We start from the raw sequence: 22,681 nt of genomic DNA on the forward strand, positions 1-22,681 counted from the left end.
CGGCACGGCCCCGGCACGGTCCCGGCACGGCCCCGGCACGGTCACGCGGCGTCCGGGCGCGGCGGGCTGTCGTCGTTGCCGCGCCGCACGGTCCGCAGCCCTCGCCCCGGCCGCCAGGACTGGACGACGAGCTCGTCGTCCTCGACCCCCGTGCGTACGACCTCGGTCGGCTCCACCCGGAACAGATGGAACGGCTGCGGCGCTTCGACCTCCTCCTGGAACCGGGCCATCACCTCCGGATCGGTCACCTCGACGGCCCGTCCGGCGACCCGCACGTCCCCGTCCTCCATGGACGCACCGGTCCCGGGATTGGCATGGATCGCGAACCTCGGGTCACGCCGCAGGTCCAGTGCCTTGCGCGAGTTCGGCATCATCCCGAGCCACAGCTCCCCGAACCTGAAGTTCACCTCGAGGCCGGTCACGCGCGGCGAACCGTCCTTGCGCAGCGTCGCCAGGACGTGGTGCGTGTCCTGCTCGAAGCGCTGCTGCACGGTCGCGGCGAAGTCCGGCTCCGCCTCACTGAAATCTGTCCAGCTGTTTCCCATGGCTCCAGACAACCGCGGATACCCGACATCTTCTGTCCAGATTGCGGCGCGCAGGACTCCGCATGCCCGGGAAGCGGTCGCCGTGGTCGACAGACCGCCGCCGGTTCAGGTCTCCGGTTCAGGTCTCCTGGACGATGCGGGCACGGCGCGCCCGGTCGCACCCCACCGCGTGCGGCCGAACCGGAGCAGTCGGCGACAGTGCAGCGTGATCCACCCCCGCGACGCGCCCAACGGTTCCTCCAACCGGTGGACGGCGCGGCGTCCCCGCACGCGGGAGCCGAGATGCTGCTCGGTGGTCACCCGGGCGACCGCAGCCCGGCCCTCGGGACGACGTGGAGCGCGCGAGCGGAGCGGCGTCCGTTCGGCACGGGCCCGTCGGCGTCACGGTAGAGACGGCCGGCCCCGTCCTCCCGGGGCCACCCCCGGCGGGGACACCGCGTACCCGTCTCCCAGGTCACCTCCTCCTGCGGCGCCATGTGCTCCCCCTCCCGGGCCACGCAGTCGGGCGGCCGAGCATGCACCATGATCACCGGAGGCGGCGGACGAATGGGCCCGCCCGGTCTCCTGCGCTGTGCACGGTGCCGGTGACCTGGGCACACGGCGGCGCGGCGGCGGCCACGGGTGGGGGCCCGTACGGTCAGGAGCGCACGATGCCCTGCGCGCGGGCGGTGGCCAGCCAGGACGGGAACTCGGAGACGAGCCGGTCGTACAGCTCCGTGTCCGGGACCCGGCGCGGGTCCTGGCCCGCGTGGAAGAAGCCGGCGTTGTCGACCGGACGCTTCGCCGGGACGGCCAGTTCGTCGAGTTTGCGCAGGAATTCGAACTGCCTGCTGCCGGGATCGCCGAAGCCGATGAACTGCCAGAAGATCGGCAGCCTCGCCGCCTTGCACAAGTACCGCTCGGCAGCGAGCTTGTTGATCGGGCCGCCGTCGGTCTGGAAGACGACGAGCGCGGGGGCCGTGGAACCGCTGTCCAGATAGTGGTCGATGACCGCATCCATCGCCAGGTGGTAGCTGGTCTTGCCCATGTGCCCGAGCCCGGCCACGATCCGGTCGATCCGGCCCTCGTGGTCCGCGAGGGCGATCTCGGTCTCCGCGTCGATGTCCGTGGAGAAGAAGACGACGGGCACGCTCCCGTCGTCGTCCAGGTTCGCCGACAGCCCCAGCACCCGGTCGGCGAGGGCCTGGACGCTGCCGTCCTTGTAGTACGGCTTCATCGAGCCGGAGTAGTCCACCACCAGATAGACCGCGACGCGCTGCCCGCGCAGCCCGTGCTTCTCCAGCGAGACGCCCGCGGTCTTGTAGAGGCTGACGAGGGCCGGGGCGGACTCCTCTATCTTGCGGAGGCTGATCGCCGCCATTGCGCGTCTCCGTTCGCCGGGTGTGCCAACGCGCAGGAATGTACGGGAAGTCGAGCGGTTGACGCAGCCGCCCGATCGGCTGTCGGACCGGACCGGTACCGCGCGGCCATCGCTCCTGGCATTCCACGGACCTGTCCCGGCAGTACCGCGACACCTGCGGTCGGGAGCTGCGGCTGCTGCCGGCCGTCGATTCACGCGAGGGGGACGGGGGCTCGCGCGGCCGGCGCCCCGTGGAGGACGCCGAGGACGGCCGGGTGGATCCGACGAAGGCCGTCGTGGGCCGCTGTGGCGAGTACAGCGTGTTCGTCTGCCCCGACAACCCCCGCCACCCGCTCCGGATGAGTCTGCGGCAGCGGCACCCGCCGGAAGAACACCGCGACGCCTGCCCGTCGTCCGGTCGGGGACAGTGGGCAGGCGCCGCGATCAGTTCCGTACGCCGTTGTACGGGACGTATATGAGGGAACGTCAGACCATCAGAGAACGGTCCGTCGGGCGGATCGGGGCGGGCAGGTGGCTCGCGCCCGTGAGGTAGCGGTCCACGCCGCGTGCCGCGGAGCGGCCCTCGGCGATGGCCCAGACGATCAGGGACTGGCCGCGGCCCGCGTCGCCGGCGACGAAGACGCCGTCGACGTTGGTCGCGAAGTCCGCGTCGCGCGCGATGTTGCCGCGCTCGTCCAGCTCCAGGCCGAACTGGGAGACCAGGCCGTTGTCGACGTCCGTACCGGTGAAGCCCATGGCGAGGGTGACCAGCTGGGCCGGGATGACACGCTCCGTGCCCGGCTTCTGCTGGAGCTTGCCGTCGACGAACTCGACCTCGATCAGGTGCAGGGACTGGACGTTGCCGTCCTCGTCGCCCTCGAAGTGGGTGGTGGAGACGGAGTAGACCCGCTCGCCGCCCTCCTCGTGCGCGGACGTCACCTTGTAGAGCATCGGGAACGTCGGCCAGGGCTGGTTGGCGTTCCGCTCCTCGCCCGGCCGGGGCATGATCTCCAGCTGCGTGACGGACAGCGCGCCCTGGCGGTGGGCGGTGCCGACGCAGTCCGCACCCGTGTCGCCGCCGCCGATGACGACGACGTGCTTGCCCTCGGCGGTGATCGGCGGGGCCACGAAGTCGCCCTCGACGACCTTGTTGGAGAGCGGCAGGTACTCCATCGCCTGGTGGATGCCCTTGAGCTCACGGCCCGGCACCGGCAGGTCGCGGGCGGTCGTGGCGCCGGCCGCGATGACGACGGCGTCGTACCGGCGGCGCAGCTTCGCCGCGTCGATGTCGCGGCCGATCTCCACGCCCGTGCGGAACTTGGTGCCCTCCGCGCGCATCTGCTCGATCCGGCGGTTGATGTGCCGCTTCTCCATCTTGAACTCGGGGATGCCGTAGCGCAGCAGTCCGCCGATGCGGTCGGCGCGCTCGAACACGGCGACCGTGTGGCCCGCCCGGGTCAGCTGCTGGGCGGCGGCGAGACCCGCCGGGCCCGAGCCGATGACCGCGACGGTCTTGCCGGACAGCCGCTCCGGCGGCTGCGGCTTGACGTCGTTGGCGTCCCACGCCTTGTCGATGATGGAGACTTCGACGTTCTTGATGGTGACGGCGGGCTGGTTGATGCCGAGGACGCACGCCGACTCGCACGGGGCGGGGCAGAGCCGGCCCGTGAACTCGGGGAAGTTGTTCGTGGCGTGCAGCCGCTCGCTCGCGGCCTGCCAGTCCTCGCGGTAGGCGTAGTCGTTCCACTCGGGGATCAGGTTCCCCAGCGGGCAGCCGTTGTGGCAGAACGGGATGCCGCAGTCCATGCAGCGCCCGGCCTGCTTGCTGATGATCGGCAGCAGGGAGCCGGGGACGTAGACCTCGTTCCAGTCCTTCACCCGCTCGCCCACCGGGCGGGTCTTGGCGACCTCGCGCCCGGTGGTCAGGAAGCCCTTGGGGTCAGCCATTGGTCGCCGCCTCCATCATCTTCTCGGTGGTCTCCTGATCGGAGAGACCGGCGAGCTCAGCGGCGTCCTTGGCGGCGAGCACTGCCTTGTACGTGGTCGGGATGATCTTGCTGAACCGGTCGACCGCCGCGGACCAGTCGGCAAGCAGCTTCTCGGCGACGGTGGAACCCGTCTCCTCGTGGTGGCGGCGCACGACGTCGTGCAGCCACCGCTTGTCGGTGTCGTCCAGCGCCTCGACGGCGCCCGCGTTTCCGGCGTTGACGCTGTCCTTGTCGAGGTCGATGACGTACGCGATGCCACCGGACATGCCGGCCGCGAAGTTGCGTCCCGTCTCGCCGAGGACGACGGCGTGGCCGCCGGTCATGTACTCGCAGCCGTGGTCGCCCACGCCCTCGGAGACCACCAGCGCACCGGAGTTGCGGACGCAGAAGCGCTCGCCGGTGCGACCGCGCAGGAACAGTTCGCCGCCGGTCGCGCCGTAGGCGATGGTGTTGCCCGCGATGGTCGAGTACTCGGCCAGGTGGTCGGCGCCCCGGTCCGGGCGGACGATGACACGGCCGCCGGAGAGGCCCTTTCCGACGTAGTCGTTGGCGTCGCCCTCCAGGCGCAGCGTGACACCGCGCGGCAGGAAGGCTCCGAAGGACTGGCCGGCCGAGCCGGTGAAGGTGATGTCGATGGTGTCGTCGGGCAGGCCGGCACCGCCGAACTTCCTGGTCACCTCGTGGCCGAGCATCGTGCCCACGGTCCGGTTGATGTTCCGGATCGGGACCTGGGCGCGGACCGGCTGGGCCTCCTCGGCGCAGGGCGCGGCCAGCGCGTCGGCCGACAGCTTGATCAGCTCGTTGTCCAGGGCCTTCTCCAGGCCGTGGTCCTGCTCGACCAGCTGGTGGCGTACGGCACCGTCGGGCAGGTCGGGAACGTGGAAGAGGGGCTCGAGGTCGAGGCCCTGCGCCTTCCAGTGGTTCACGGCCCGGGTGGTGTCGAGCAGCTCGGCGTGGCCGACGGCCTCGTCGAGCGTGCGGAAGCCGAGCTCGGCGAGCAGCTCGCGGACCTCTTCGGCGATGAACCGGAAGAAGTTCACGACGAACTCGGCCTTGCCGGCGAACCGTTCCCGCAGGACCGGGTTCTGCGTGGCGATGCCGACCGGGCAGGTGTCCAGGTGGCAGACGCGCATCATGACGCAGCCGGAGACGACGAGCGGCGCGGTCGCGAAACCGAACTCCTCGGCGCCGAGCAGCGCGGCGATGACGACGTCACGGCCGGTCTTCAGCTGGCCGTCGGTCTGCACGACGATACGGTCGCGCAGGCCGTTGAGCAGCAGCGTCTGCTGGGTCTCGGCGAGGCCGAGTTCCCAGGGGCCGCCCGCGTGCTTCAGCGACGTGAGCGGGGAGGCTCCGGTGCCGCCGTCGTGGCCGGAGATGAGGACGACGTCCGCGTGGGCCTTGGAGACACCTGCGGCGACCGTGCCGACACCGACCTCGGACACCAGCTTCACGTGGATGCGGGCGGCCGGGTTGGCGTTCTTGAGGTCGTGGATCAGCTGAGCCAGGTCCTCGATGGAGTAGATGTCGTGGTGCGGCGGCGGGGAGATCAGACCGACACCGGGCGTGCTGTGCCGTGTCTTGGCGATCCACGGGTAGACCTTCTGGCCGGGCAGCTGGCCGCCCTCGCCGGGCTTGGCGCCCTGGGCCATCTTGATCTGGATGTCGTCCGCGTTGACCAGGTACTCGGAGGTGACGCCGAAGCGGCCGGAGGCGACCTGCTTGATCGACGAACGCCGCGCCGGGTCGTACAGGCGCTCCGGGTCCTCGCCGCCCTCACCGGTGTTGGACTTGCCGCCCAGCTGGTTCATGGCGATGGCGAGGGTCTCGTGCGCCTCCTTGGAGATGGAGCCGTACGACATGGCGCCGGTGGAGAAGCGCTTGACGATCTCGGAGACCGGCTCGACCTCGTCGAGCGGGACGGGCTCGCGGTCGGACGTGAAACCGAACATGCCGCGGAGCGTCATGAGGCGCTCGGACTGCTCGTTCACGCGCTCCGTGTACTTCTTGAAGATGTCGTACCGCTTGGAGCGCGTGGCGTGCTGCAGCCGGAAGATCGTCTCCGGGTCGAAGAGGTGCGGCTCGCCCTCGCGGCGCCATTGGTACTCGCCGCCGATGTCCAGCGCGCGGTGCGCCGGGGCGATGCCGCTCGCCGGGTAAGCCTTGGCGTGCCGGGCGGCGACCTCCTTGGCGACGACGTCGAGGCCAGCTCCGCCGATCTTCGTCGCCGTGCCGTCGAAGTACTTGTCGACGAAGGCCTCGTCGAGACCGACGGCCTCGAAGACCTGCGCGCCGCGGTAGGAGGCGACCGTGGAGATGCCCATCTTGGACATGACCTTGAGGACGCCCTTGCCGAGGGCCTTGATCAGATTGCGGATGGCCTGCTCGGGCTCGATGCCCTCGATGAACGTACCGGCGCGCAGGAGGTCCTCGACGGACTCCATCGCCAGGTACGGGTTGACGGCGGCGGCGCCGTAACCGATGAGCAGCGCGACGTGGTGCACCTCGCGGACGTCACCGGCCTCGACCAGCAGGCCCACGTGGGTGCGCTGCTTGGTGCGGATGAGGTGGTGGTGCACGGCGGCGGTGAGCAGCAGCGACGGGATCGGCGCGTGCTCGGCGTCGGAGTGCCGGTCGGAGAGCACGATCAGCCGGGCGCCGCTCTCGATCGCGGCGTCGGCCTCGGCGCAGATCTCGTCGATACGGGCGGCCAGCGCGTCGCCGCCGCCGGAGACCCGGTAGAGGCCGGAGAGCGTCGCGGCCTTCATGCCGGGCATGTCGCCGTCGGCGTTGATGTGGATGAGCTTGGCCAGCTCGTCGTTGTCGATCACGGGGAAGGGCAGGGTGACCGACCGGCAGGAGGCCGAGGTCGGCTCCAGCAGGTTGCCCTGGGGGCCGAGGGACGAGCGCAGCGAGGTGACGAGCTCCTCGCGGATGGCGTCCAGCGGCGGGTTGGTGACCTGCGCGAACAGCTGGGTGAAGTAGTCGAAGAGGAGACGGGGCCGCTCGGAGAGGGCCGCGATCGGGGAGTCCGTGCCCATGGAGCCGAGCGGCTCGCCGCCGGTGCGGGCCATCGGCGCGAGGATGACGCGCAGCTCTTCCTCGGTGTAGCCGAAGGTCTGCTGGCGGCGGGTGACCGAGGCATGGGTGTGGACGATGTGCTCGCGCTCGGGAAGGTCCTCGAGCTCGATCTCGCCGGTCTCCAGCCAGTCCTGGTACGGGTGCTCGGCGGCGAGGGCGGCCTTGATCTCGTCGTCCTCGATGATGCGGTGCTCGGCGGTGTCGACGAGGAACATCCTGCCGGGCTGGAGGCGGCCCTTGCGGACGACCTTCGCGGGGTCGATGTCGAGGACGCCGACCTCGGAGGAGAGGACGACGAGGCCGTCGTCGGTGACCCAGTAGCGGCCGGGACGCAGACCGTTGCGGTCCAGGACCGCGCCGACCTGGGTGCCGTCGGTGAAGGTGACACAGGCCGGGCCGTCCCAGGGCTCCATCATCGTGGAGTGGTACTGGTAGAAGGCGCGCCGGGCCGGGTCCATGGAGTCGTGGTTCTCCCACGCCTCGGGGACCATCATCAGGACGCTGTGCGGCAGCGAACGACCGCCGAGGTGGAGCAGCTCCAGGACCTCGTCGAAGGAGGCGGAGTCGGAGGCGTCCGGCGTGCAGACCGGGAAGATCCGCTCCAGCTTGTCGCGCCCGCTGCGTCCATTGCCGGCAGCGCCGAACGCGTCCGAGGCGAGCTGGGACTCGCGGGCGCGCATCCAGTTGCGGTTGCCCTTGACCGTGTTGATCTCGCCGTTGTGCGCGACGAAGCGGTACGGGTGGGCGAGCGGCCAGCTCGGGAAGGTGTTCGTGGAGAACCGGGAGTGGACGAGCGCGACGGCGGTGGCGAAGCGGCGGTCGGACAGGTCCGGAAAGAAGGGCTCCAGCTGGCCGGTGGTCAGCATGCCCTTGTAGACAATGGTGCGCGCCGACAGCGACGGGAAGTACACGCCCGCCTCTCGCTCGGCGCGCTTGCGCAGCACGAACGCCTTGCGGTCGAGGTCGATGCCGGTGGCGGTGCCGTCCGCGTCCGCGACGAACAGCTGGCGGAAGGCCGGCATCGTCGAGCGGGCGGTGGCGCCGAGAAGGTCGGGGGCGACGGGGACCTCGCGCCAACCGAGGACGGTCAGTCCCTCCTCGGCGGCGAGCGTCTCGATCCGTGAGACGTTCGCGTCCTGGCCGTCCACGGGCAGGAAGGCGATGCCGACGGCGTACGAACCGGCCTCGGGAAGCCCGAATCCGGTGACCTCGCGCAGGAACGCGTCCGGGACCTGGAGGAGGATGCCGGCGCCGTCGCCCGAGTCGGGCTCCGAGCCGGTGGCGCCGCGGTGCTCCAGATTGCGGAGAACGGTCAACGCCTGCTCGACCAGCTCATGGCTGGCTACACCGGTAAGGGTGGCCACGAACCCGACACCGCAGGCGTCGTGTTCGTTACGGGGGTCGTACATCCCCTGCGGGGCGGGGCGACCGTCCATGGGCGACCAGGCGTACGAACGCATCGGCTCTCCCGTCGTCGTCGTGGCATGTGGTGGTGCCGAGGGACGACGTTGGCCCTCCGCTGAAATTTCGTGCAGGTTACATGATGCGGTGCTTCTCGGGAAGCGGATAGCCCATTCCAACATGCGGACACCGCTATCTGGGGTCTGGTAACGGCGCAGATGGGGGCGGGGGCGGACAGATCGGCGTCCGCGATCCCGGATGCAGAGCAGGCTTCATTGCCCACAGCGCTTACGGCTCATGCCCGGTCGTCAAGGACTCGAAACCGCGACGTAACGGCTACTTATGTGGAGCCATGCATAGTGTCGCATCGGGTGCCGGGTTTCGGCACCGGGGTGTACGTCACAAGGGTACTGGGCACGGAGCCGGAACGTCGGGGCCGAAGGTCCGGGGCAGGCGCGGCCGGGCCCGGGGCGGCGGAGGACCGGGGCCACTCGGGACGCGTCGGTGGCCGCCCCGACGGGGTCAGACGGCCGCCCCGACGAGGACCCCGATCCCGTAGGTCAGCGCGGCCGCGGCCCCGCCCAGCACGAGCTGCCGCAGACCGCTGAACCACCAGCTGCGCGCGGTGACCTTGGCGACGATCGCGCCGCAGCCGAAGAGCCCGGCGAGCGCGAGCAGGACAGCCGGCCACAGGGCGGTGGCACCGAGGAGATACGGGAGTACGGGCAGCAGGGCGCCCAGCGCGAACGAGGCGAAGGACGAGACCGCGGCGACGGCGGGTGACGGCAGGTCGTCCGGATCGATGCCGAGCTCCTCGCGGGCGTGGATCTCCAGCGCCTGCTCGGGATCGCGGGACAGCTGCACGGCCACCTCGCGGGCGAGCCCGGGCTCGACGCCACGGGCCACGTACAGCGCGGCGAGCTCCTCCATCTCGTCGACCGGATGCCCCAGCAACTCACGACGCTCGACTTCCAGTTCCGCCTGGACGAGCTCGCGCTGCGAGGCCACGGAGGTGTACTCGCCGGCGGCCATCGAGAACGCACCGGCGGCGAGCCCTGCGAGCCCGGTGATCACGATGGTCTGCTGGGACACGGCGCCGCCCGCGACACCCGTCATCAGGGCGAGGTTGGAGACGAGTCCGTCCATCGCGCCGAACACCGCGGGGCGCAGCCAGCCGCCGTTCACGTCACGGTGCGTGTGATTGTCGCGGTGCGCCTCGTGAAGCGTCGCTCCGGTCTCGATGACGGACACAGTTCTCCCCTTGTAACCGGTTCCCCCAGGGGCGGGTTCGTGTGCACCCGCACCCTCTCAACGGCTTCGAAAGTACGCGCGATGTAAGGGGCGCGCCAGCAAGGCAGGCTTTACTAACCTGCGGTCAGCCGAGTGACAGGCGGCTCTCCGGCAGCACGCGCCGCACCCGGCGTGGCAGAGATCCAGGACAGGCTCGATGCCGCACGAAGGAGTGACGCGTTGGAGTGGATTGCATGCGATCGGGCTCGTGGCGCGCTGCTCGGACTGGCTGTCGGCGACGCGCTCGGCGCCCCCGCGGAGAACATGCGGCCGTCCGAGATCCGGCGCCGGTGGGGCCGGATCGAGGGCTTCGTGGCGGACAGCCCCGCGGGCACGGACGACACGGAGTACGCGATCTTCTCCGGGCTGCTGCTCGCCCGGCACGGCTCGGCGCTGACCGTCTCGCATGTCGAGCAGGCGTGGCACCACTGGATCGCGGACCTCGACGAGGGCCCGTTCCGGGGCGCGGGCTTCAGCGAGCGGGGCACGCTGGAGAACCTCCGCCGCGGTCTGGCGGCCCCCATCACGGCCCAGCACCGGCACGCCTGGAGCGACGGGCTCGCGATGCGCGCGGCGCCCTTCGGCGTCTTCGCGGCGGGCGATCCCGCCGAAGCCGCCCGGCTGGTCGCCATCGACGGCTGCGTCAGCCACGACGGCGAGGGCATCTACGGCGGCCAGGCGGTGGCGGCGGGGGTCGCCGCGGCCGTGGCGGGCGAGGGCCCGGCCGGAATCATCGGTGCCGCGCTCTCGGTCGTCCCGATGGACTCCTGGACGGCGCGCTCCATGCGGCGCGCGGTCGTCGCGGCGGAGCGGGCCGAGCCCGAGCCCCTCGCCCGCGAACGTACGGTCCGCTCCGCGGTGGTCATCGGCGGCTACCCCTGGACCGACCTGGCCCCCGAGGCTGTCGGCCTGGCCTTCGGCGCCTTCGCGGCGGCGCGCGGCGACTTCCGTACGTCCGTCCTGACCGCCGTCAACATGGGCCGCGACGCCGACACCACGGCGGCGGTCGCGGGCGCCCTCGCCGGGGCCATGTCCGGCGCCTCCGCCATCCCCCGGGACTGGGCCGCGGCCATCGGCCCGGTCCGCGGCAGCTGCCTTCCCGCCATGCGCGGCTACCACGTGCTGGACATCGCCGACCTCCTCACCCCCGACGACGACACCGAGGCCCTCCCATGCCCCCCGGCCCACTAGACCCCACCCCCCAGCCCGCCCCGGGCCCCCCGGACTCCCCTCCGGACCTCTCCCCCGAGACGCCCGAAGCGCTCCCGGACTCCCCTCCCCCCGACCCCGCCGCCGAGGCGTCTGACGCCCCACGCGAGACCGAGGACGACACCCCCGCCCCTGGAGACCCCCGACCACACGAGCCCGAGGACACCCCGGCGCCGGAACGGCACACGGCCATCGGGCCGTACCCGCACCGCACCCGCCCCGGTACCCGGGTCCGTATCGAGGGCCTGCTCCTCGGGCTCGCCTCCGGCGACGCGGCCGGGTGGCCCGCCGCCCGGCACCGGGCCAGCCGGATGCCGGAGTGGACCCGGCGCCTCACCCGCGAGCTCGACACCTTCGCCGAGCAGAACGCCACGACCACCCTCCCCGTCCCCATCGCCCTCAACCAGCCCCCCGAACCCCTCCGCCTCGGCCCGTCCGACGACGCCGAGTGGGCCGCGTTCGCCGCCGAGACCGTGCTCACCGCCGCCGGTGAGCACTTCCACGGCCTGGACCTCGGCCGCCGTATGCGCGCGGCGGTCGACCTCGCCTGGAACTCGCTCGCCGGCAACGTCGCCGCGGCCGCCGCCCGCGCCCCCGAGGTCGAGTCCGCCGTGCTCCCCCTCCGCGCACGTATCTCCGTACGCGCCGGACTGGGCAACCTGGCCACCGGCCTGCGCCCGCCCGCCACCGGCCACGACAACCCGCACTACTTCGACGACGCCGCCTGCGTCCGCGCCGTGGTCCTCGCCGTCGTCCATCCGGGGAATCCGCGGGCCGCCGCCGAACTCGCCGAGTTCGACGCCCGCTACACCCAGGACGGCGACGGCGTCCACGGTGCCCGCGCCATGGCGGCGGCCGTCGCGGCCGCCCTCGGCGGCGCGTGCGTCGACCTCGCCGTCGAGGCCGCCCTCGCCCAGCTCCCCGACGCCACCGAGATCGGCCGCAACGCCCGGCACGCCGTCAAGCTCGCCCGCGACGCCGAGGACGCGTTCTCGCTCGTGCCCCTCCTGGAGCACCAGATCGTCGACCACGTCTACAGCTACGGCATCGCCGCGGCCGAGACCGTCCCCGTCGCCCTGGCCCTCGCGATCGCCGCCCGCGGCGAGGTCACCGGCGCGATCCCCGCCGCCGCCTGTCTGTCCCGCGTCGCCGACTCCGCGCCCGCCCTGGCCGGGGCGCTGACCGGTGCGCTCGGCGGCGGCGCGGCCGTGCCGGCCGCATGGCGGGACGCCTGCCGCACCCTCGCCGGCTGCGCCCTGCCCCGGCTCGCCGGCACCGATCTCGTCGAACTCGCCGGGCTCCTCGCCGACACGTTGCGCCCACCCGGGGCACGGCCCGAGTGACCCGTCCCGTCAGACGCGAATCCCCGACTCGGCATACCCCGCCCGCGACCACCCCGGGTGGACAATTCCGGCATGACACTCTCAGCGCTCCCGACGGTCGCGACACTCGACGACCGGATCACGGGCTCCCTCGTCGGCGCGGCGGTCGGCGACGCCATCGGCGGCCCGGTCGAGGGCTACACCCCGGAGCAGATCGTGGAACGACACGGCGGCCGCATCCACGGCATCGTCGGCCCGTGGCACGGCGACGACTGGCGCACCGCCCGCCCCATCGCGCCGTACCACAAGGGCGACGGGCACGTCACCGACGACACCCTGATGACCCACGCCCTGGTCCGTGTCTACGCGGCGGTCCGCGACCACCTGGACGCCTACGCGGTCGCCGACCACCTCGTCCCCGACCTCGTCTCCCACCCTCGCTGGATCCCTGAGCTGGAGGCCGAGGCCCTCCCCCTCCAACGGATCTTCCTGGCCGAGAAGTGGCTCGTCGCCCGACTCCACTACGGCCACGTCGACCCGCGCGAGGCGGGCACAGGGAACATCGTCAACTGCGGTGCCGCGATGTACATGGCACCCGTCGGCCTGGTCAACGCCGCCCATCCCGCGGCCGCCTACGCCGAGGCCGTCGACGTCGCGGGCGCCCACCAGTCCTCGTACGGGCGCGAGGCGGCGGGCGTCTTCGCGGCGGCGGTCGCCGCGGCCTGCACTCCGGGTGCGACCCCGGCCTCCGTCGTCGAGGCCTGTCTCGCCCTCGCCAAGGACGGCACCCGTTCGGCCATCGAGGCGGTGGCAGAAGCCGCCGACCGTCACCGCGACTTCGAGACCGCCCTCGCGCCGCTGCGCGCGGCGGTCGCTCCTTTCGACACCGTCGGCCCCGACTACCGTGCGCCCTCCCTCGCGGCCCGCCGCCCGTCCCGGCTGCACGCCATCGAGGAACTCCCCGTCGCCCTGGGCATGCTGGTCGTCGGCGACGGCGACTACCGCCGTACGGTCCTCGGCTCCGTCAACTACGGGCGGGACTGCGACTCGATCGCCACGATGTCCGGTGCGCTCGCGGGCGCGCTCCATGGCGAGGAGCCGATCCCGCCGGACTGGGTCAAGACCGTCGCCGAGGCCAGCCGTCTCGACCTGCACACCCCGGCACGGGCGCTGACGGAGGTCACGTACGAGGTCTTCGCCCGCGACACCGAGCGGCGCCGCGCCCATGAAGCGGCGTTCGCCCGTCTGACGGAGAACCCGACGGAAACCCGATGAACCTCCGCCTCACCTGGGTCCAGCCCGAGGACCTCATCGGCCACGAACTGCGCCAGGCGGCGGAGGACGGCCGCGACGCCGCCGGGATCGCCCGCCGCTGGCAGTCGGCGGGCGGCCACCCCGCACCGCCCTCGGCCGGGGCCTCCTCCGCCCCCGCGCCGCCCGGCCTCCGCGCCCTGGCGACCCGTCTGCTGGACGAACTGGCCGCCCTGCCCGGCCGTTCGGCGGCGCACGAACCCACGGACCTCCCGTCCATCAGGGCCTCCTGTCCCGACTGGCCGGAGCCGGCGGCGTCCGACCCGGCTCCCGGCCAGGCGCCGCCCCCGCCGCACGGCGAAGCCTTCGCGGGCGACGGGCCCGACCTGCCGCCCGGATCCTTCGAGCCTGCCAACGCCCGGGACGGAGCCCCGGCGTCCGGTGCCGCCCGCAGGCCGACGCATGCCTCACCCGGCGGTCCCACCCCCGGGCGCACGGCCGGGGGTGGGACCGAAGCCCCGAGGACCCGGGCCGCCGGGGCCACGTCCCCGCACGGCGAAGCCCACGCAGCAAAAGCGCCGGGGGTCCAGGGCCGGGACAGGGCGGAGTGGGGAGACGACCCCCTCCTGCACCGGCTCCACGCCGCCTGGCTCGGCCGCGCCGCCGGTTGCCTGCTCGGCAAACCGGTCGAGAAGCTCCCTCTCCACGCCATCCGCGCCCTCGCCCGTGCCACCGACAACTGGCCGCTCACCACCTGGTTCACCGCCAAGGGCGTCCCCGCCGAGCTGCTGGCCGCCCACCCCTGGAACCGCCGTTCCGCGGCCACCTCGCTCGCGGAGAACATCGACGGCATGCCCGAGGACGACGACCTCAACTACCCCCTCCTCAACCTGCTCCTCCTCCAGCGGTACGGACACGGCTTCCGCACCTGCGACGTCGCCCGGCTCTGGCTCGACGAACTCCCCGCCGGCCGTACCTTCACCGCCGAGCGCATCGCCTTCCGCAACCTGCTCGCCGGTCTCGAGCCGCCGCTCACCGCCGCCCGCCACAACCCGTTCCGCGAGTGGATCGGCGCCGCCATCCGTGCCGATGTCCATGGCTGGACGCATCCCGGCGACCCCGCCGCGGCCGCCGCCCAGGCGCACCGGGACGCGACGCTCACGCACACCGCCAACGGGGTGTACGGGGCGATGTTCGTCGCCGCGGCCCTCGCCGATGCGGCAACCGGCACCGCGGACGTCCACCGGTGCCTGCGCACCGGCCTCCGCGTCGTCCCGCCCCGCTCGCGCCTCGCCGAAGCCGTCCGCTTCGGCATCGAGACGGCCACCGCGCACCCCGGCTTCGACGACGTCGTGGACCGTCTGCACGCCGCCTACGGCACGTACCACTGGGTACACATGATTCCCAACACCGCCCTGCTCGCCGCCGCCCTGACCCACGCCGACGGCGACTTCACCGGCTCCATCTGCCGTGCCGTGTCCGGCGGCTGGGACACCGACTCCACCGGAGCCACCGCCGGGTCCCTCGCCGGGCTGCTCGCCGGAGACCCGGACCGGCTGCCCGAACGGTGGACCGCGCCGCTGAAGAACCGGCTCGCCACCACCGTCGCCGGGTTCGACGGCACCGGCTTCGACTCCCTCGCCCACCTGACCTTCCAGGAGGTTGTCCGCCCATGACCGGCATCGTGGTGCTCGGCAGCACCAACATGGACCTCGTCGCCTATGTCGCGAAGGCACCGCAGCGCGGAGAGACGGTGACGGGACGCGAGTTCCGTACGGTCCCCGGCGGCAAAGGCGCCAACCAGGCCGTCGCGGCGGCCCGCGCGGGCGGCGCCGTTTCGATGATCGGCGCCGTGGGGACCGACGACTTCGGCGTACGCCTGCGCGCCACGCTCGACGGCGCCGGTGTCGACACCGACCTGCTCCGCACCGCCGAAGGCCCCTCCGGCACCGCGCACATCGTCGTCGACGACGAGGGCGGCAACGCGATCGTCGTCGTCCCCGGCGCCAACGGCACCGTCGACCACCTCACCCCCGGCGACGAGGCCCTCATCGCCACCGCGGACGCTCTCCTCCTTCAGCTCGAGCTCCCCCTGGAAGGCGTGATCGCCGGCGCCCGGGCCGCCCGACGCCACGGCGTACGCACCGTCCTCACGCCGGCGCCCGTGCAACCACTGCCGCCCGAACTGCTCGCCGTCACCGATCTGCTGGTGCCGAACGAGCACGAGGCCGCCGCCCTCGCGGGCATCGCCGACCCGCACGCCGCCGCCGAGGCGCTGCTCCGCCAGGTGCCGGAGGTGGTGATCACCCTCGGCGCGGCGGGCAGCCTCTACGCGGCGCGCGGCGCCGAGCCCGTCACCGTGCCCGCCCCGCGCGTCCGCGCCGTCGACACGACCGCCGCGGGCGACACCTTCGTCGGCGCCCTCGCCGTGGCCGTCGTCGAGGGCAGGCCGATGCCCGCCGCGCTGGCCTGGGCCTCGGCCGCCGCCGGGCTCTCGGTCCAGCGTCCCGGCGCCTCCTCCTCGATGCCGTGCCGCCCGGAGATCGACGAGGCGGCGGAGACCCGGAGCCCGGTCAACCACTAGGCCGCCACAAGGCCCTGCAGCCCACAGAGCCGTATCGCCCTCACCCGCTCGCCCGCAGAGAAGTACCCCCGCCGGAGCCTCGCAAGGAGCTTGGAGCCCCCATGCACGACCCCGACGCCGACGGTGTCGCCGCCCCCCACCCCACCGGAAGCACCGGCACGACCGGTACGACCGGAACCACCGGCGCCGCCGGAAACACCGGAACCGGTCCGCTTTCCGGGCTGCGCGTCCTCGATCTCGCCACCCTCTTCGCCGGACCGCTCGCCGCGACGATGCTCGGCGACTTCGGCGCCGACGTCATCAAGGTGGAACACCCCCGCAGACCCGACCCGTCACGCGGGCACGGCCCGGACAAGGACGGGGTCGGCCTGTGGTGGAAGCTGCTCGGCCGCAACAAACGCACCATCACACTCGACCTGTCCACGCCCGGCGGCCGCGAGACGCTCCTGCGGCTGGCCGCCACCGCCGATGTGGTCATCGAGAACTTCCGCCCCGGCACCCTGGAGAAGTGGCAGCTCGGCTGGGAGGAGCTGAGCGCCGCCAACCCCCGCCTCGTCCTCGCCCGAGTCACCGGCTTCGGTCAGTTCGGCCCGTACTGCCACCGCCCCGGCTTCGGCACGCTCGCCGAGGCGATGAGCGGCTTCGCCGCCATCACCGGGGAACCCGACGGTCCGCCGACCCTCCCGCCCTTCGGTCTCGCCGACTCCATCGCCGCGCTCGCCACCTCCTACGCCGTGATGACCGCGCTGACCGCCCGGGCCGCGTCCGGCCGCGGCCAGGTCGTCGACATGGCCATCATCGAACCGATCCTCACCGTCCTCGGCCCGCAGCCGATCTGGTACGACCAGCTCGGCTACGTCCAGCCGCGCAGCGGCAACCGCTCGCGCAACAACGCTCCCCGCAACACCTACCGAGCGGCGGACGGGAGCTGGCTCGCCGTCTCCACCTCCGCCCAGTCCGTCGCCGAGCGCGTCATGCGGCTCGTCGGCCGCCCGGAGCTGACGGGCGAGCCGTGGTTCGCGACGGGCAGCGGGCGGGCCGAGCACGCCGACGTACTCGACGATGCGGTGGGCACATGGATCGCACGGCACACCGGGGACGAGGTCCTCGACGCGTTCGAGAAGGCGGAGGCGGCGATCGCACCCGTCTACGACATCCGCGACGTCATGGCCGATCCCCAGTACCGCGCGCTGGACAGCGTCACCGAGGTCCCCGACCCGGAACTCGGGCCGATCCGTATGCAGAACATCCTCTTCCGGCTTTCCGAGACTCCTGGGGGGATCCGCTGGGCGGGCCGGCCGCACGGCGCGGACACCGATGCGGTGCTCGGCGAGCTCGGGCTCACGCCTGCCCGGATCGCCGCGCTGCGCAGCGAAGGCGTGCTGTGACCGCCCCGTCGGACACCCCTCTCGGCGGCATGCCCGAAACCGCCCCGCTCACCTGGCTGTACGCCCCCGGGGACCATCCCGACGTCGTCCACAAGGCGCTCTCCTGCGGCGCGGACATCGTGATCATCGATCTCGAGGACGCGGTCCCACCCGACCGCAAGGCGTACGCCCTCGCGGCGACCGCCGAACTGCTCACCGCCCCCCAGCCGGTGCCCGTCCACGTCCGGATCCACGCAGAACAGGACATCGCCGCACTGGCCGGACTTCCCGGCCTGTCCGCTCTGCGTATCCCCAAGGTGACACACGCCACCGACATCCGGGGTCCGGCGTCGCTCGCCCCCGGGACGGAGCTGTACGCGCTGCTGGAGTCGGCGTCCGGCGTCGAGCACGCGTACGCCATCGCGACCGCCGATCCCGCGGTCCGCGGGATCGCCCTCGGCGAGGCGGACCTCCGGGCCGACCTGGGGGTACGGGACGACCGTGGCCTCGACTGGCCGCGCAGCCGCATCGTGGTCGCGGCCCGCGCGGCCGGGCTCACGCCGCCGCCGCAGTCGGTGTTCCCCGACATCCGCGACCTGGACGGGCTCGCGGAGTCCTGCGCCCACGGCCGCGCCGTCGGCTTCTTCGGCCGGGCGGCGATCCACCCCCGCCAGCTGCCGGTCATCGAGCGGGCCTACCTTCCCAGCCCCGAGGAGATCGAGGCGGCCGAGGAGATCGTCAAGGCGGCCGAGACGGACGCGGGCGCGCTGGCCCTCCCGGACGGCCGTTTCGTCGACGCGGCCGTGGTCACCACGGCGCACCGCACCCTCGCCCTGGCACGCCGCGGCGAGTGACCTCCGGACACCCGCCCCGTCCGGGCACCGCGGCCGCGGCCGGCTCCAGGGGCACGCACCCGTGCCCGGAGCGGCACACAAAAGGGCCGCCCGACCTTCGTGGTCGGGCGGCCCTCGGCACGCGTGAGCGGAGCGGTCAGCTCTTGGGGGCTGATCCTGATTCCGCCGGATCGCCGTCGGAGGCCTTGTCCAGGTCCAGCGGGGCGGCGTCGGCCTCCGGCTCCCGGTCCGTGGACGAGAGGTCCGACGGGGCGGGGACGGTGGGCTTCGGGGGCTCGACGACTTCCTCCCGGCCCGGTCGCAGCCGCGCCGAGATCACGATGTACGCCACGGCCAGGGCGCCGACCACGATCGCGGTCCACACGTTCAGGCGCAGGCCCAGGACATGGTGGGCCTCGTCGACACGCATGTACTCGATCCAGCCGCGGCCGGCGCAGTACGCGGCGACGTACAGCGCGAAGGCGCGCCCGTGGCCGAGCCTGAAGCGCCGGTCGGCCCAGACGACCAGCAGGGCGACACCGATGCACCACAGCGACTCGTAGAGGAACGTCGGGTGGTACAGGCCCGCGTCGCGGTTGACACCCTCGCTGATCTCGAGGGCCCAGGGCAGGTCCGTGGGCCTGCCGTACAGCTCCTGGTTGAACCAGTTGCCCCAGCGGCCGATGGCCTGCGCCAAGGCGATACCGGGCGCGATGGCGTCGGCGTACGCGGGCAGCGGGATGCCCCGGCGGCGGCAGCCGATCCAGGCGCCGACCGCACCCAGGGCGATCGCGCCCCAGATACCGAGGCCCCCCTCCCAGATCTTGAAGGCGTCGACCCAGTTCTCACCCTCGCTGAAGTACAGCTGGTAGTCGGTGATCACGTGGTACAGACGGCCGCCGACAAGGCCGAACGGCACCGCCCAGACGGCGATGTCGGCCACCGTGCCGGCTTTGCCGCCGCGGGCGATCCAGCGCTTGTTGCCGTACCAGACGGCGACGAAGACGCCGATGATGATGCAGAAGGCATAGCCGCGCAGCGGAACCGGTCCGAGGTTGATCACACCGGTCGACGGGCTGGGAATGTAGGCAAGGTCCATGGCAGGTCCGACGCTACCTTGCCGGGCGGGACGCGTCGCACCCCACCCGGCAACGTCTGCATAACGAGCAGCCGACCGGCCGTACCTCAGGAACCCGCCGGGCTCGGCTGCACCGTGCCCGGCTGCTTGCCCGCGTTGGCCTCGGTGACCCACTTCTTCAGGTTCTCCGGGGAGATCTGCTCGCCGTCCTTCTGGGGGAACACCGGCTTCCCGTTCAGCAGCACGGTCGGCGTGCCGGTGAAGCTGCCCTCGCGGAAGGCCTGTGCCGACTTGTTCACCCAGCTGTTGTGCCTGCCCTCCTCCACACAGCTGCGGAACGCGGGCGTGTCCAGCCCCTCGACCTTCCCGGCCAGTTCGATGAGCTTCTTGGTGTCCGCGAAGCCGTCCTCGGTCTCCGGCGGCTGGTTCTGGTAGAGCACGTCGTGGTACGGCACGAATTTTCCGGCGTCCTGGGCGCACGCCGCCGCGTTCGCCGCGCGGAGGGATCCGGTGCCGCCCACGTTCGCGTCGATGATCGTGGCGAGGTGGTACTCGACCTTGAGCTGTCCGGAGTCCGTCAGCTCGTGGATCGTGTCCCGGAACCCGTTCTCGAACTGGGCGCACGCCGGGCAGCGGAAGTCCTCCCAGATGGTGAGCGTGGACGGCGCGTCGCTCGCGCCGGCAGGGAGTGCGAGCTGCTCCTCGCCCTCGGCGCCGCTGGGCGCGACGACCGGCCCGGCCTCCGTGCTGTCGTCCTTGCCTCCGGAGCCGGCCGCGATCACGCCGATGACCGCGGCCAGCCCGAGCACGCCGACCACGGCAGCGGACACGATCAACAGGCGCCGTCGCTTCTCGCGCGCCTTGTCCAGCTCACGTTCCTGCAGGAGCCGCTCGCGCGCGGCCCGCCTTCCGTCACGGTTCTTCTCGCTCACGCCCACAGCAACGAACCGGGGAGGCACCTATGCGCCTCCCCGGTACGAGGTCCACCCGGACGGGTGAGCCGGTCCGATCAGATCCCTGCGCGGGCCCGGACCGGTGGGCGCCGTCAGCGCTTGCGGACGCCCTCCGCCAGCTCGCCCGCGAGCGCCCGAACCGCCGCGATGCCCGCCGCGTGGTCGTCCGCGTCGAGCAGCCGCTTGACGAAGGCCGAACCGACGATGACGCCGTCGGCGAAGCCCGCGACCTCAGCGGCCTGCTCCGCGTTGGAGACGCCGAGGCCGACGCAGACGGGGAGCCCACCGCGGTCGGCAGTGGTGGCACGGGTGCGCCGGACCAGGTCCTGGGCCTGCGCGCCGACCGACTCGCGGGTACCGGTGACGCCCATCAGCGAAGCCGCGTAGACGAAGCCGGAGCCCGCCGCCGTGATCGTGGCGAGGCGCTCGTCCTTGCTGCTGGGTGCGACCACGAAGACCGTGGCGAGCCCGTGCTTCTCGGCGTGCTCGCGCCACACCGCGGATTCCTGGACGGGCAGGTCGGGCAGGATGCAGCCCGCGCCGCCGGCCTCGGCCAGTTCGGCGGTGAAGCGCTCGATGCCGTACCGGTCGATCGGGTTCCAGTACGTCATCACGAGCACCGGCTTGCCGGTGGCCTCGTGGGCCTCGCGGACCGTGCGCATGACGTCCGCGATCTTCACACCCCCGCGCAGGGCGATGTCGTCGGCGGTCTGGATGACCGGGCCGTCGAGGACGGGGTCGGAATGCGGCAGGCCGATCTCGACGATGTCGGCGCCGCCGTCGAAGACGGCCTTGACCGCCTCGATGCCGCCGTCGACGGTGGGGAAGCCGGCCGGGAGGTAGGCGATGAGCGCGGCCCGGTTCTCGGACTTCGCCTGCGCCAGGGTGTCGCTCAGCAGCTGAATGTTCCCGCTCACTTGGCGTCCCCCTCGATCTCCGCGACCTCGCCGGCCGCGTCCGCCTCGACGACGGCGGCGGCTTCCTTGTCGTACAGCCCGAAGTAGCGGGCAGCCGTGTCCATGTCCTTGTCGCCGCGGCCGGACAGGTTGACCACGATCAGCCCGTCCTTGCCGAGCTCCTTGCCGAGCTCCAGGGCTCCGGCGAGCGCGTGAGCGGACTCGATCGCCGGGATGATGCCCTCCGTACGGGACAGAAGACGCAGCGCCTGCATCGCGGCGTCGTCGGTGACGGCCCGGTACTCGCCGCGTCCGCTGTCCTTGAGGTAGGAGTGCTCGGGGCCGATGCCCGGGTAGTCGAGCCCCGCGGAGATCGAGTACGGCTCGGTGATCTGGCCCTCGTCGTCCTGGAGGACGTAGCTGCGCGAGCCGTGCAGGATGCCGGGCTCGCCCGCGGTCAGCGTGGCCGCGTGCTCGCCGGTCTCCACGCCGTGGCCCGCGGGCTCGCAGCCCACCAGGCGTACGCCCGTGTCCGGGATGAAGGCGTGGAACAGGCCGATCGCGTTGGAGCCGCCGCCGACGCAGGCGACCGCCGCGTCCGGGAGGCGGCCCGCGCGCTCCAGGATCTGGCGGCGGGCCTCGACGCCGATGACCCGGTGGAAGTCGCGGACCATGGCCGGGAACGGGTGCGGGCCCGCGACCGTGCCGAAGAGGTAGTGCGTGTGGTCGACGTTGGCGACCCAGTCGCGGAAGGCCTCGTTGATGGCGTCCTTCAGGGTGCGGCTGCCGGACTTCACCGGGACGACCTCGGCGCCGAGCATCCGCATCCGGGCGACGTTCAGAGCCTGGCGCCGGGTGTCGATCTCGCCCATGTAGACGGTGCAGTCGAGGCCGAAGAGGGCGCAGGCGGTCGCGGTGGCGACGCCGTGCTGGCCCGCGCCGGTCTCGGCGATGACGCGGGTCTTGCCCATGCGCTTGGTGAGCAGGGCCTGCCCCAGCACATTGTTGATCTTGTGGGAGCCGGTGTGGTTGAGGTCCTCGCGCTTGAGGAAGACCCGCGCGCCGCCCGCGTGCTCGGCGAAGCGGGGCACCTCGGTCAGCGCGCTGGGCCGGCCGGTGTAGTGGACGAGCAGCTCGTCGAGCTCGGCCGCGAAGGCGGGGTCGGCCTTGGCCTTGTCGTACTCGACGGCCACCTCGTCGACCGCGGCGACGAGGGCCTCGGGGATGAACTTGCCGCCGAAGGCGCCGAAGTAGCCCTCGGTGTCGGGCACCAGGCCCTCGGGGTCGGGAATGAAGTAATCGCTGGGCATGCCAGAACTCCTCAAGAGCGTCAGCTGAAGAGAAAGTGGGAGTGATGACGTGGGGTCGCCGAGCTGGGTCCTGTCCTGCGGACAAGGCCCTGGTGGCTCAGCGACGGCGCCACGCATGCCGTTGACCTGACCGGGCTCGTCCCCGATCACGTACCGGACGCGCCGTCCGTGCACCCGGCGGGCCGGGGCGCGGCAGCCGGGACCTCGTCCGCGATCAGGGACGCATGGTCCGTG

General features: G+C 72.5%; 16 protein-coding genes and 1 pseudogene. 7 read left to right on the top strand and 10 right to left on the bottom strand.

Annotated elements, in window-relative coordinates; translation table 11 throughout:
• Positions 1–41: 41 nt before the first annotated feature.
• From ABT078_RS09430 to ABT078_RS09450, 5 genes are all read right to left on the bottom strand, one after another.
• A complete protein-coding gene (locus ABT078_RS09430; protein WP_351225556.1) occupies positions 42–545 on the bottom strand; it encodes a pyridoxamine 5'-phosphate oxidase family protein in 504 nt (167 codons plus the stop codon).
• Positions 546–1,182: 637 nt separating this feature from the next.
• On the bottom strand, positions 1,183–1,905 hold the full coding sequence (locus ABT078_RS09435; protein ID WP_351225558.1) for a vWA domain-containing protein: 723 nt from the start codon (positions 1,903–1,905) through the stop codon (positions 1,183–1,185).
• Between the two features lie 465 nt (positions 1,906–2,370).
• Positions 2,371–3,831 carry a glutamate synthase subunit beta gene (locus ABT078_RS09440; protein WP_351225560.1) on the bottom strand — a complete coding sequence of 487 codons (1,461 nt, stop codon included), beginning with the start codon at positions 3,829–3,831 and terminating at the stop codon, positions 2,371–2,373.
• A complete protein-coding gene (gene gltB, locus ABT078_RS09445; protein ID WP_351225562.1) occupies positions 3,824–8,413 on the bottom strand; it encodes a glutamate synthase large subunit in 4,590 nt (1,529 codons plus the stop codon). The genes ABT078_RS09440 and gltB overlap by 8 nt, the downstream gene beginning before the upstream one ends.
• A gap of 463 nt (positions 8,414–8,876) precedes the next feature.
• Positions 8,877–9,605: a VIT1/CCC1 transporter family protein gene (locus tag ABT078_RS09450; RefSeq protein ID WP_351225564.1), complete on the bottom strand. Its 729-nt coding sequence runs from the start codon at positions 9,603–9,605 to the stop codon at positions 8,877–8,879.
• Between the two features lie 219 nt (positions 9,606–9,824).
• Between ABT078_RS09450 and ABT078_RS09455 the strand changes: the two genes are divergently transcribed.
• The 7 genes from ABT078_RS09455 (at position 9,825) to ABT078_RS09485 (ending at position 18,231) form a co-directional block, all read left to right on the top strand.
• Positions 9,825–10,835: an ADP-ribosylglycohydrolase family protein gene (locus ABT078_RS09455; RefSeq protein WP_351225566.1), complete on the top strand. Its 1,011-nt coding sequence runs from the start codon at positions 9,825–9,827 to the stop codon at positions 10,833–10,835.
• Positions 10,817–12,196: an ADP-ribosylglycohydrolase family protein gene (locus tag ABT078_RS09460; protein ID WP_351225568.1), complete on the top strand. Its 1,380-nt coding sequence runs from the start codon at positions 10,817–10,819 to the stop codon at positions 12,194–12,196. Before ABT078_RS09455 ends, ABT078_RS09460 begins: the two co-directional genes overlap by 19 nt.
• A 72-nt stretch (positions 12,197–12,268) precedes the next feature.
• Positions 12,269–13,450, top strand: coding sequence for an ADP-ribosylglycohydrolase family protein (locus tag ABT078_RS09465; RefSeq protein ID WP_351225570.1), 1,182 nt, complete (start codon positions 12,269–12,271; stop codon positions 13,448–13,450).
• A complete protein-coding gene (locus ABT078_RS09470) occupies positions 13,447–15,102 on the top strand; it encodes an ADP-ribosylglycohydrolase family protein (protein WP_351225572.1) in 1,656 nt (551 codons plus the stop codon). The genes ABT078_RS09465 and ABT078_RS09470 overlap by 4 nt, the downstream gene beginning before the upstream one ends.
• The gene (gene rbsK / locus ABT078_RS09475; protein WP_351225574.1) at positions 15,099–16,010 is read left to right on the top strand and encodes a ribokinase; all 912 of its coding nucleotides are present in this window, start codon (positions 15,099–15,101) and stop codon (positions 16,008–16,010) included. The genes ABT078_RS09470 and rbsK overlap by 4 nt, the downstream gene beginning before the upstream one ends.
• Before the next feature lie 101 nt (positions 16,011–16,111).
• The gene (locus tag ABT078_RS09480; RefSeq protein ID WP_351225576.1) at positions 16,112–17,398 is read left to right on the top strand and encodes a CaiB/BaiF CoA transferase family protein; all 1,287 of its coding nucleotides are present in this window, start codon (positions 16,112–16,114) and stop codon (positions 17,396–17,398) included.
• A 29-nt stretch (positions 17,399–17,427) separates the two neighbouring features.
• Positions 17,428–18,231, top strand: coding sequence for an HpcH/HpaI aldolase/citrate lyase family protein (locus ABT078_RS09485; RefSeq protein WP_351225626.1), 804 nt, complete (start codon positions 17,428–17,430; stop codon positions 18,229–18,231).
• 136 nt (positions 18,232–18,367) lie between these two features.
• On the opposite strand, the gene lgt is transcribed toward ABT078_RS09485, so the two are convergent.
• The 5 genes and pseudogenes from lgt to trpM form a co-directional block, all read right to left on the bottom strand.
• Positions 18,368–19,309, bottom strand: coding sequence for a prolipoprotein diacylglyceryl transferase (lgt, locus tag ABT078_RS09490; RefSeq protein WP_351225578.1), 942 nt, complete (start codon positions 19,307–19,309; stop codon positions 18,368–18,370).
• Positions 19,310–19,395: 86 nt separating this feature from the next.
• On the bottom strand, positions 19,396–20,220 hold the full coding sequence (locus ABT078_RS09495; protein WP_351225580.1) for a thioredoxin domain-containing protein: 825 nt from the start codon (positions 20,218–20,220) through the stop codon (positions 19,396–19,398).
• 113 nt (positions 20,221–20,333) lie between these two features.
• On the bottom strand, positions 20,334–21,158 hold the full coding sequence (gene trpA, locus ABT078_RS09500; protein WP_351225582.1) for a tryptophan synthase subunit alpha: 825 nt from the start codon (positions 21,156–21,158) through the stop codon (positions 20,334–20,336).
• The gene (gene trpB, locus ABT078_RS09505; RefSeq protein ID WP_351225584.1) at positions 21,155–22,447 is read right to left on the bottom strand and encodes a tryptophan synthase subunit beta; all 1,293 of its coding nucleotides are present in this window, start codon (positions 22,445–22,447) and stop codon (positions 21,155–21,157) included. The genes trpA and trpB overlap by 4 nt, the downstream gene beginning before the upstream one ends.
• Positions 22,448–22,570: 123 nt before the next feature.
• A pseudogene (trpM, locus tag ABT078_RS42615) lies at positions 22,571–22,681 on the bottom strand (tryptophan biosynthesis modulator TrpM); the annotation flags it as partial.

This window comes from Streptomyces sp. NPDC002133 (genome assembly GCF_040296405.1).
Classification (GTDB): Bacteria; Actinomycetota; Actinomycetes; order Streptomycetales; family Streptomycetaceae; genus Streptomyces.

Bases quoted from the DNA above. Each gene is read 5' to 3' on its own strand.
- ABT078_RS09480 (WP_351225576.1), top strand. From the start codon at position 16,112: ATGCACGACCCCGACGCCGACGGTGTCGCCGCCCCCCACCCCACCGGA.
- ABT078_RS09465 (WP_351225570.1), top strand. From the start codon at position 12,269: ATGACACTCTCAGCGCTCCCGACGGTCGCGACACTCGACGACCGGATC.
- ABT078_RS09460 (WP_351225568.1), top strand. From the start codon at position 10,817: ATGCCCCCCGGCCCACTAGACCCCACCCCCCAGCCCGCCCCGGGCCCC.
- lgt (WP_351225578.1), bottom strand. From the start codon at position 19,309: ATGGACCTTGCCTACATTCCCAGCCCGTCGACCGGTGTGATCAACCTC.
- ABT078_RS09430 (WP_351225556.1), bottom strand. From the start codon at position 545: ATGGGAAACAGCTGGACAGATTTCAGTGAGGCGGAGCCGGACTTCGCC.
- ABT078_RS09440 (WP_351225560.1), bottom strand. From the start codon at position 3,831: ATGGCTGACCCCAAGGGCTTCCTGACCACCGGGCGCGAGGTCGCCAAG.
- trpB (WP_351225584.1), bottom strand. From the start codon at position 22,447: ATGCCCAGCGATTACTTCATTCCCGACCCCGAGGGCCTGGTGCCCGAC.
- ABT078_RS09485 (WP_351225626.1), top strand. From the start codon at position 17,428: ATGCCCGAAACCGCCCCGCTCACCTGGCTGTACGCCCCCGGGGACCAT.
- ABT078_RS09470 (WP_351225572.1), top strand. From the start codon at position 13,447: ATGAACCTCCGCCTCACCTGGGTCCAGCCCGAGGACCTCATCGGCCAC.
- rbsK (WP_351225574.1), top strand. From the start codon at position 15,099: ATGACCGGCATCGTGGTGCTCGGCAGCACCAACATGGACCTCGTCGCC.
- gltB (WP_351225562.1), bottom strand. From the start codon at position 8,413: ATGCGTTCGTACGCCTGGTCGCCCATGGACGGTCGCCCCGCCCCGCAG.
- ABT078_RS09435 (WP_351225558.1), bottom strand. From the start codon at position 1,905: ATGGCGGCGATCAGCCTCCGCAAGATAGAGGAGTCCGCCCCGGCCCTC.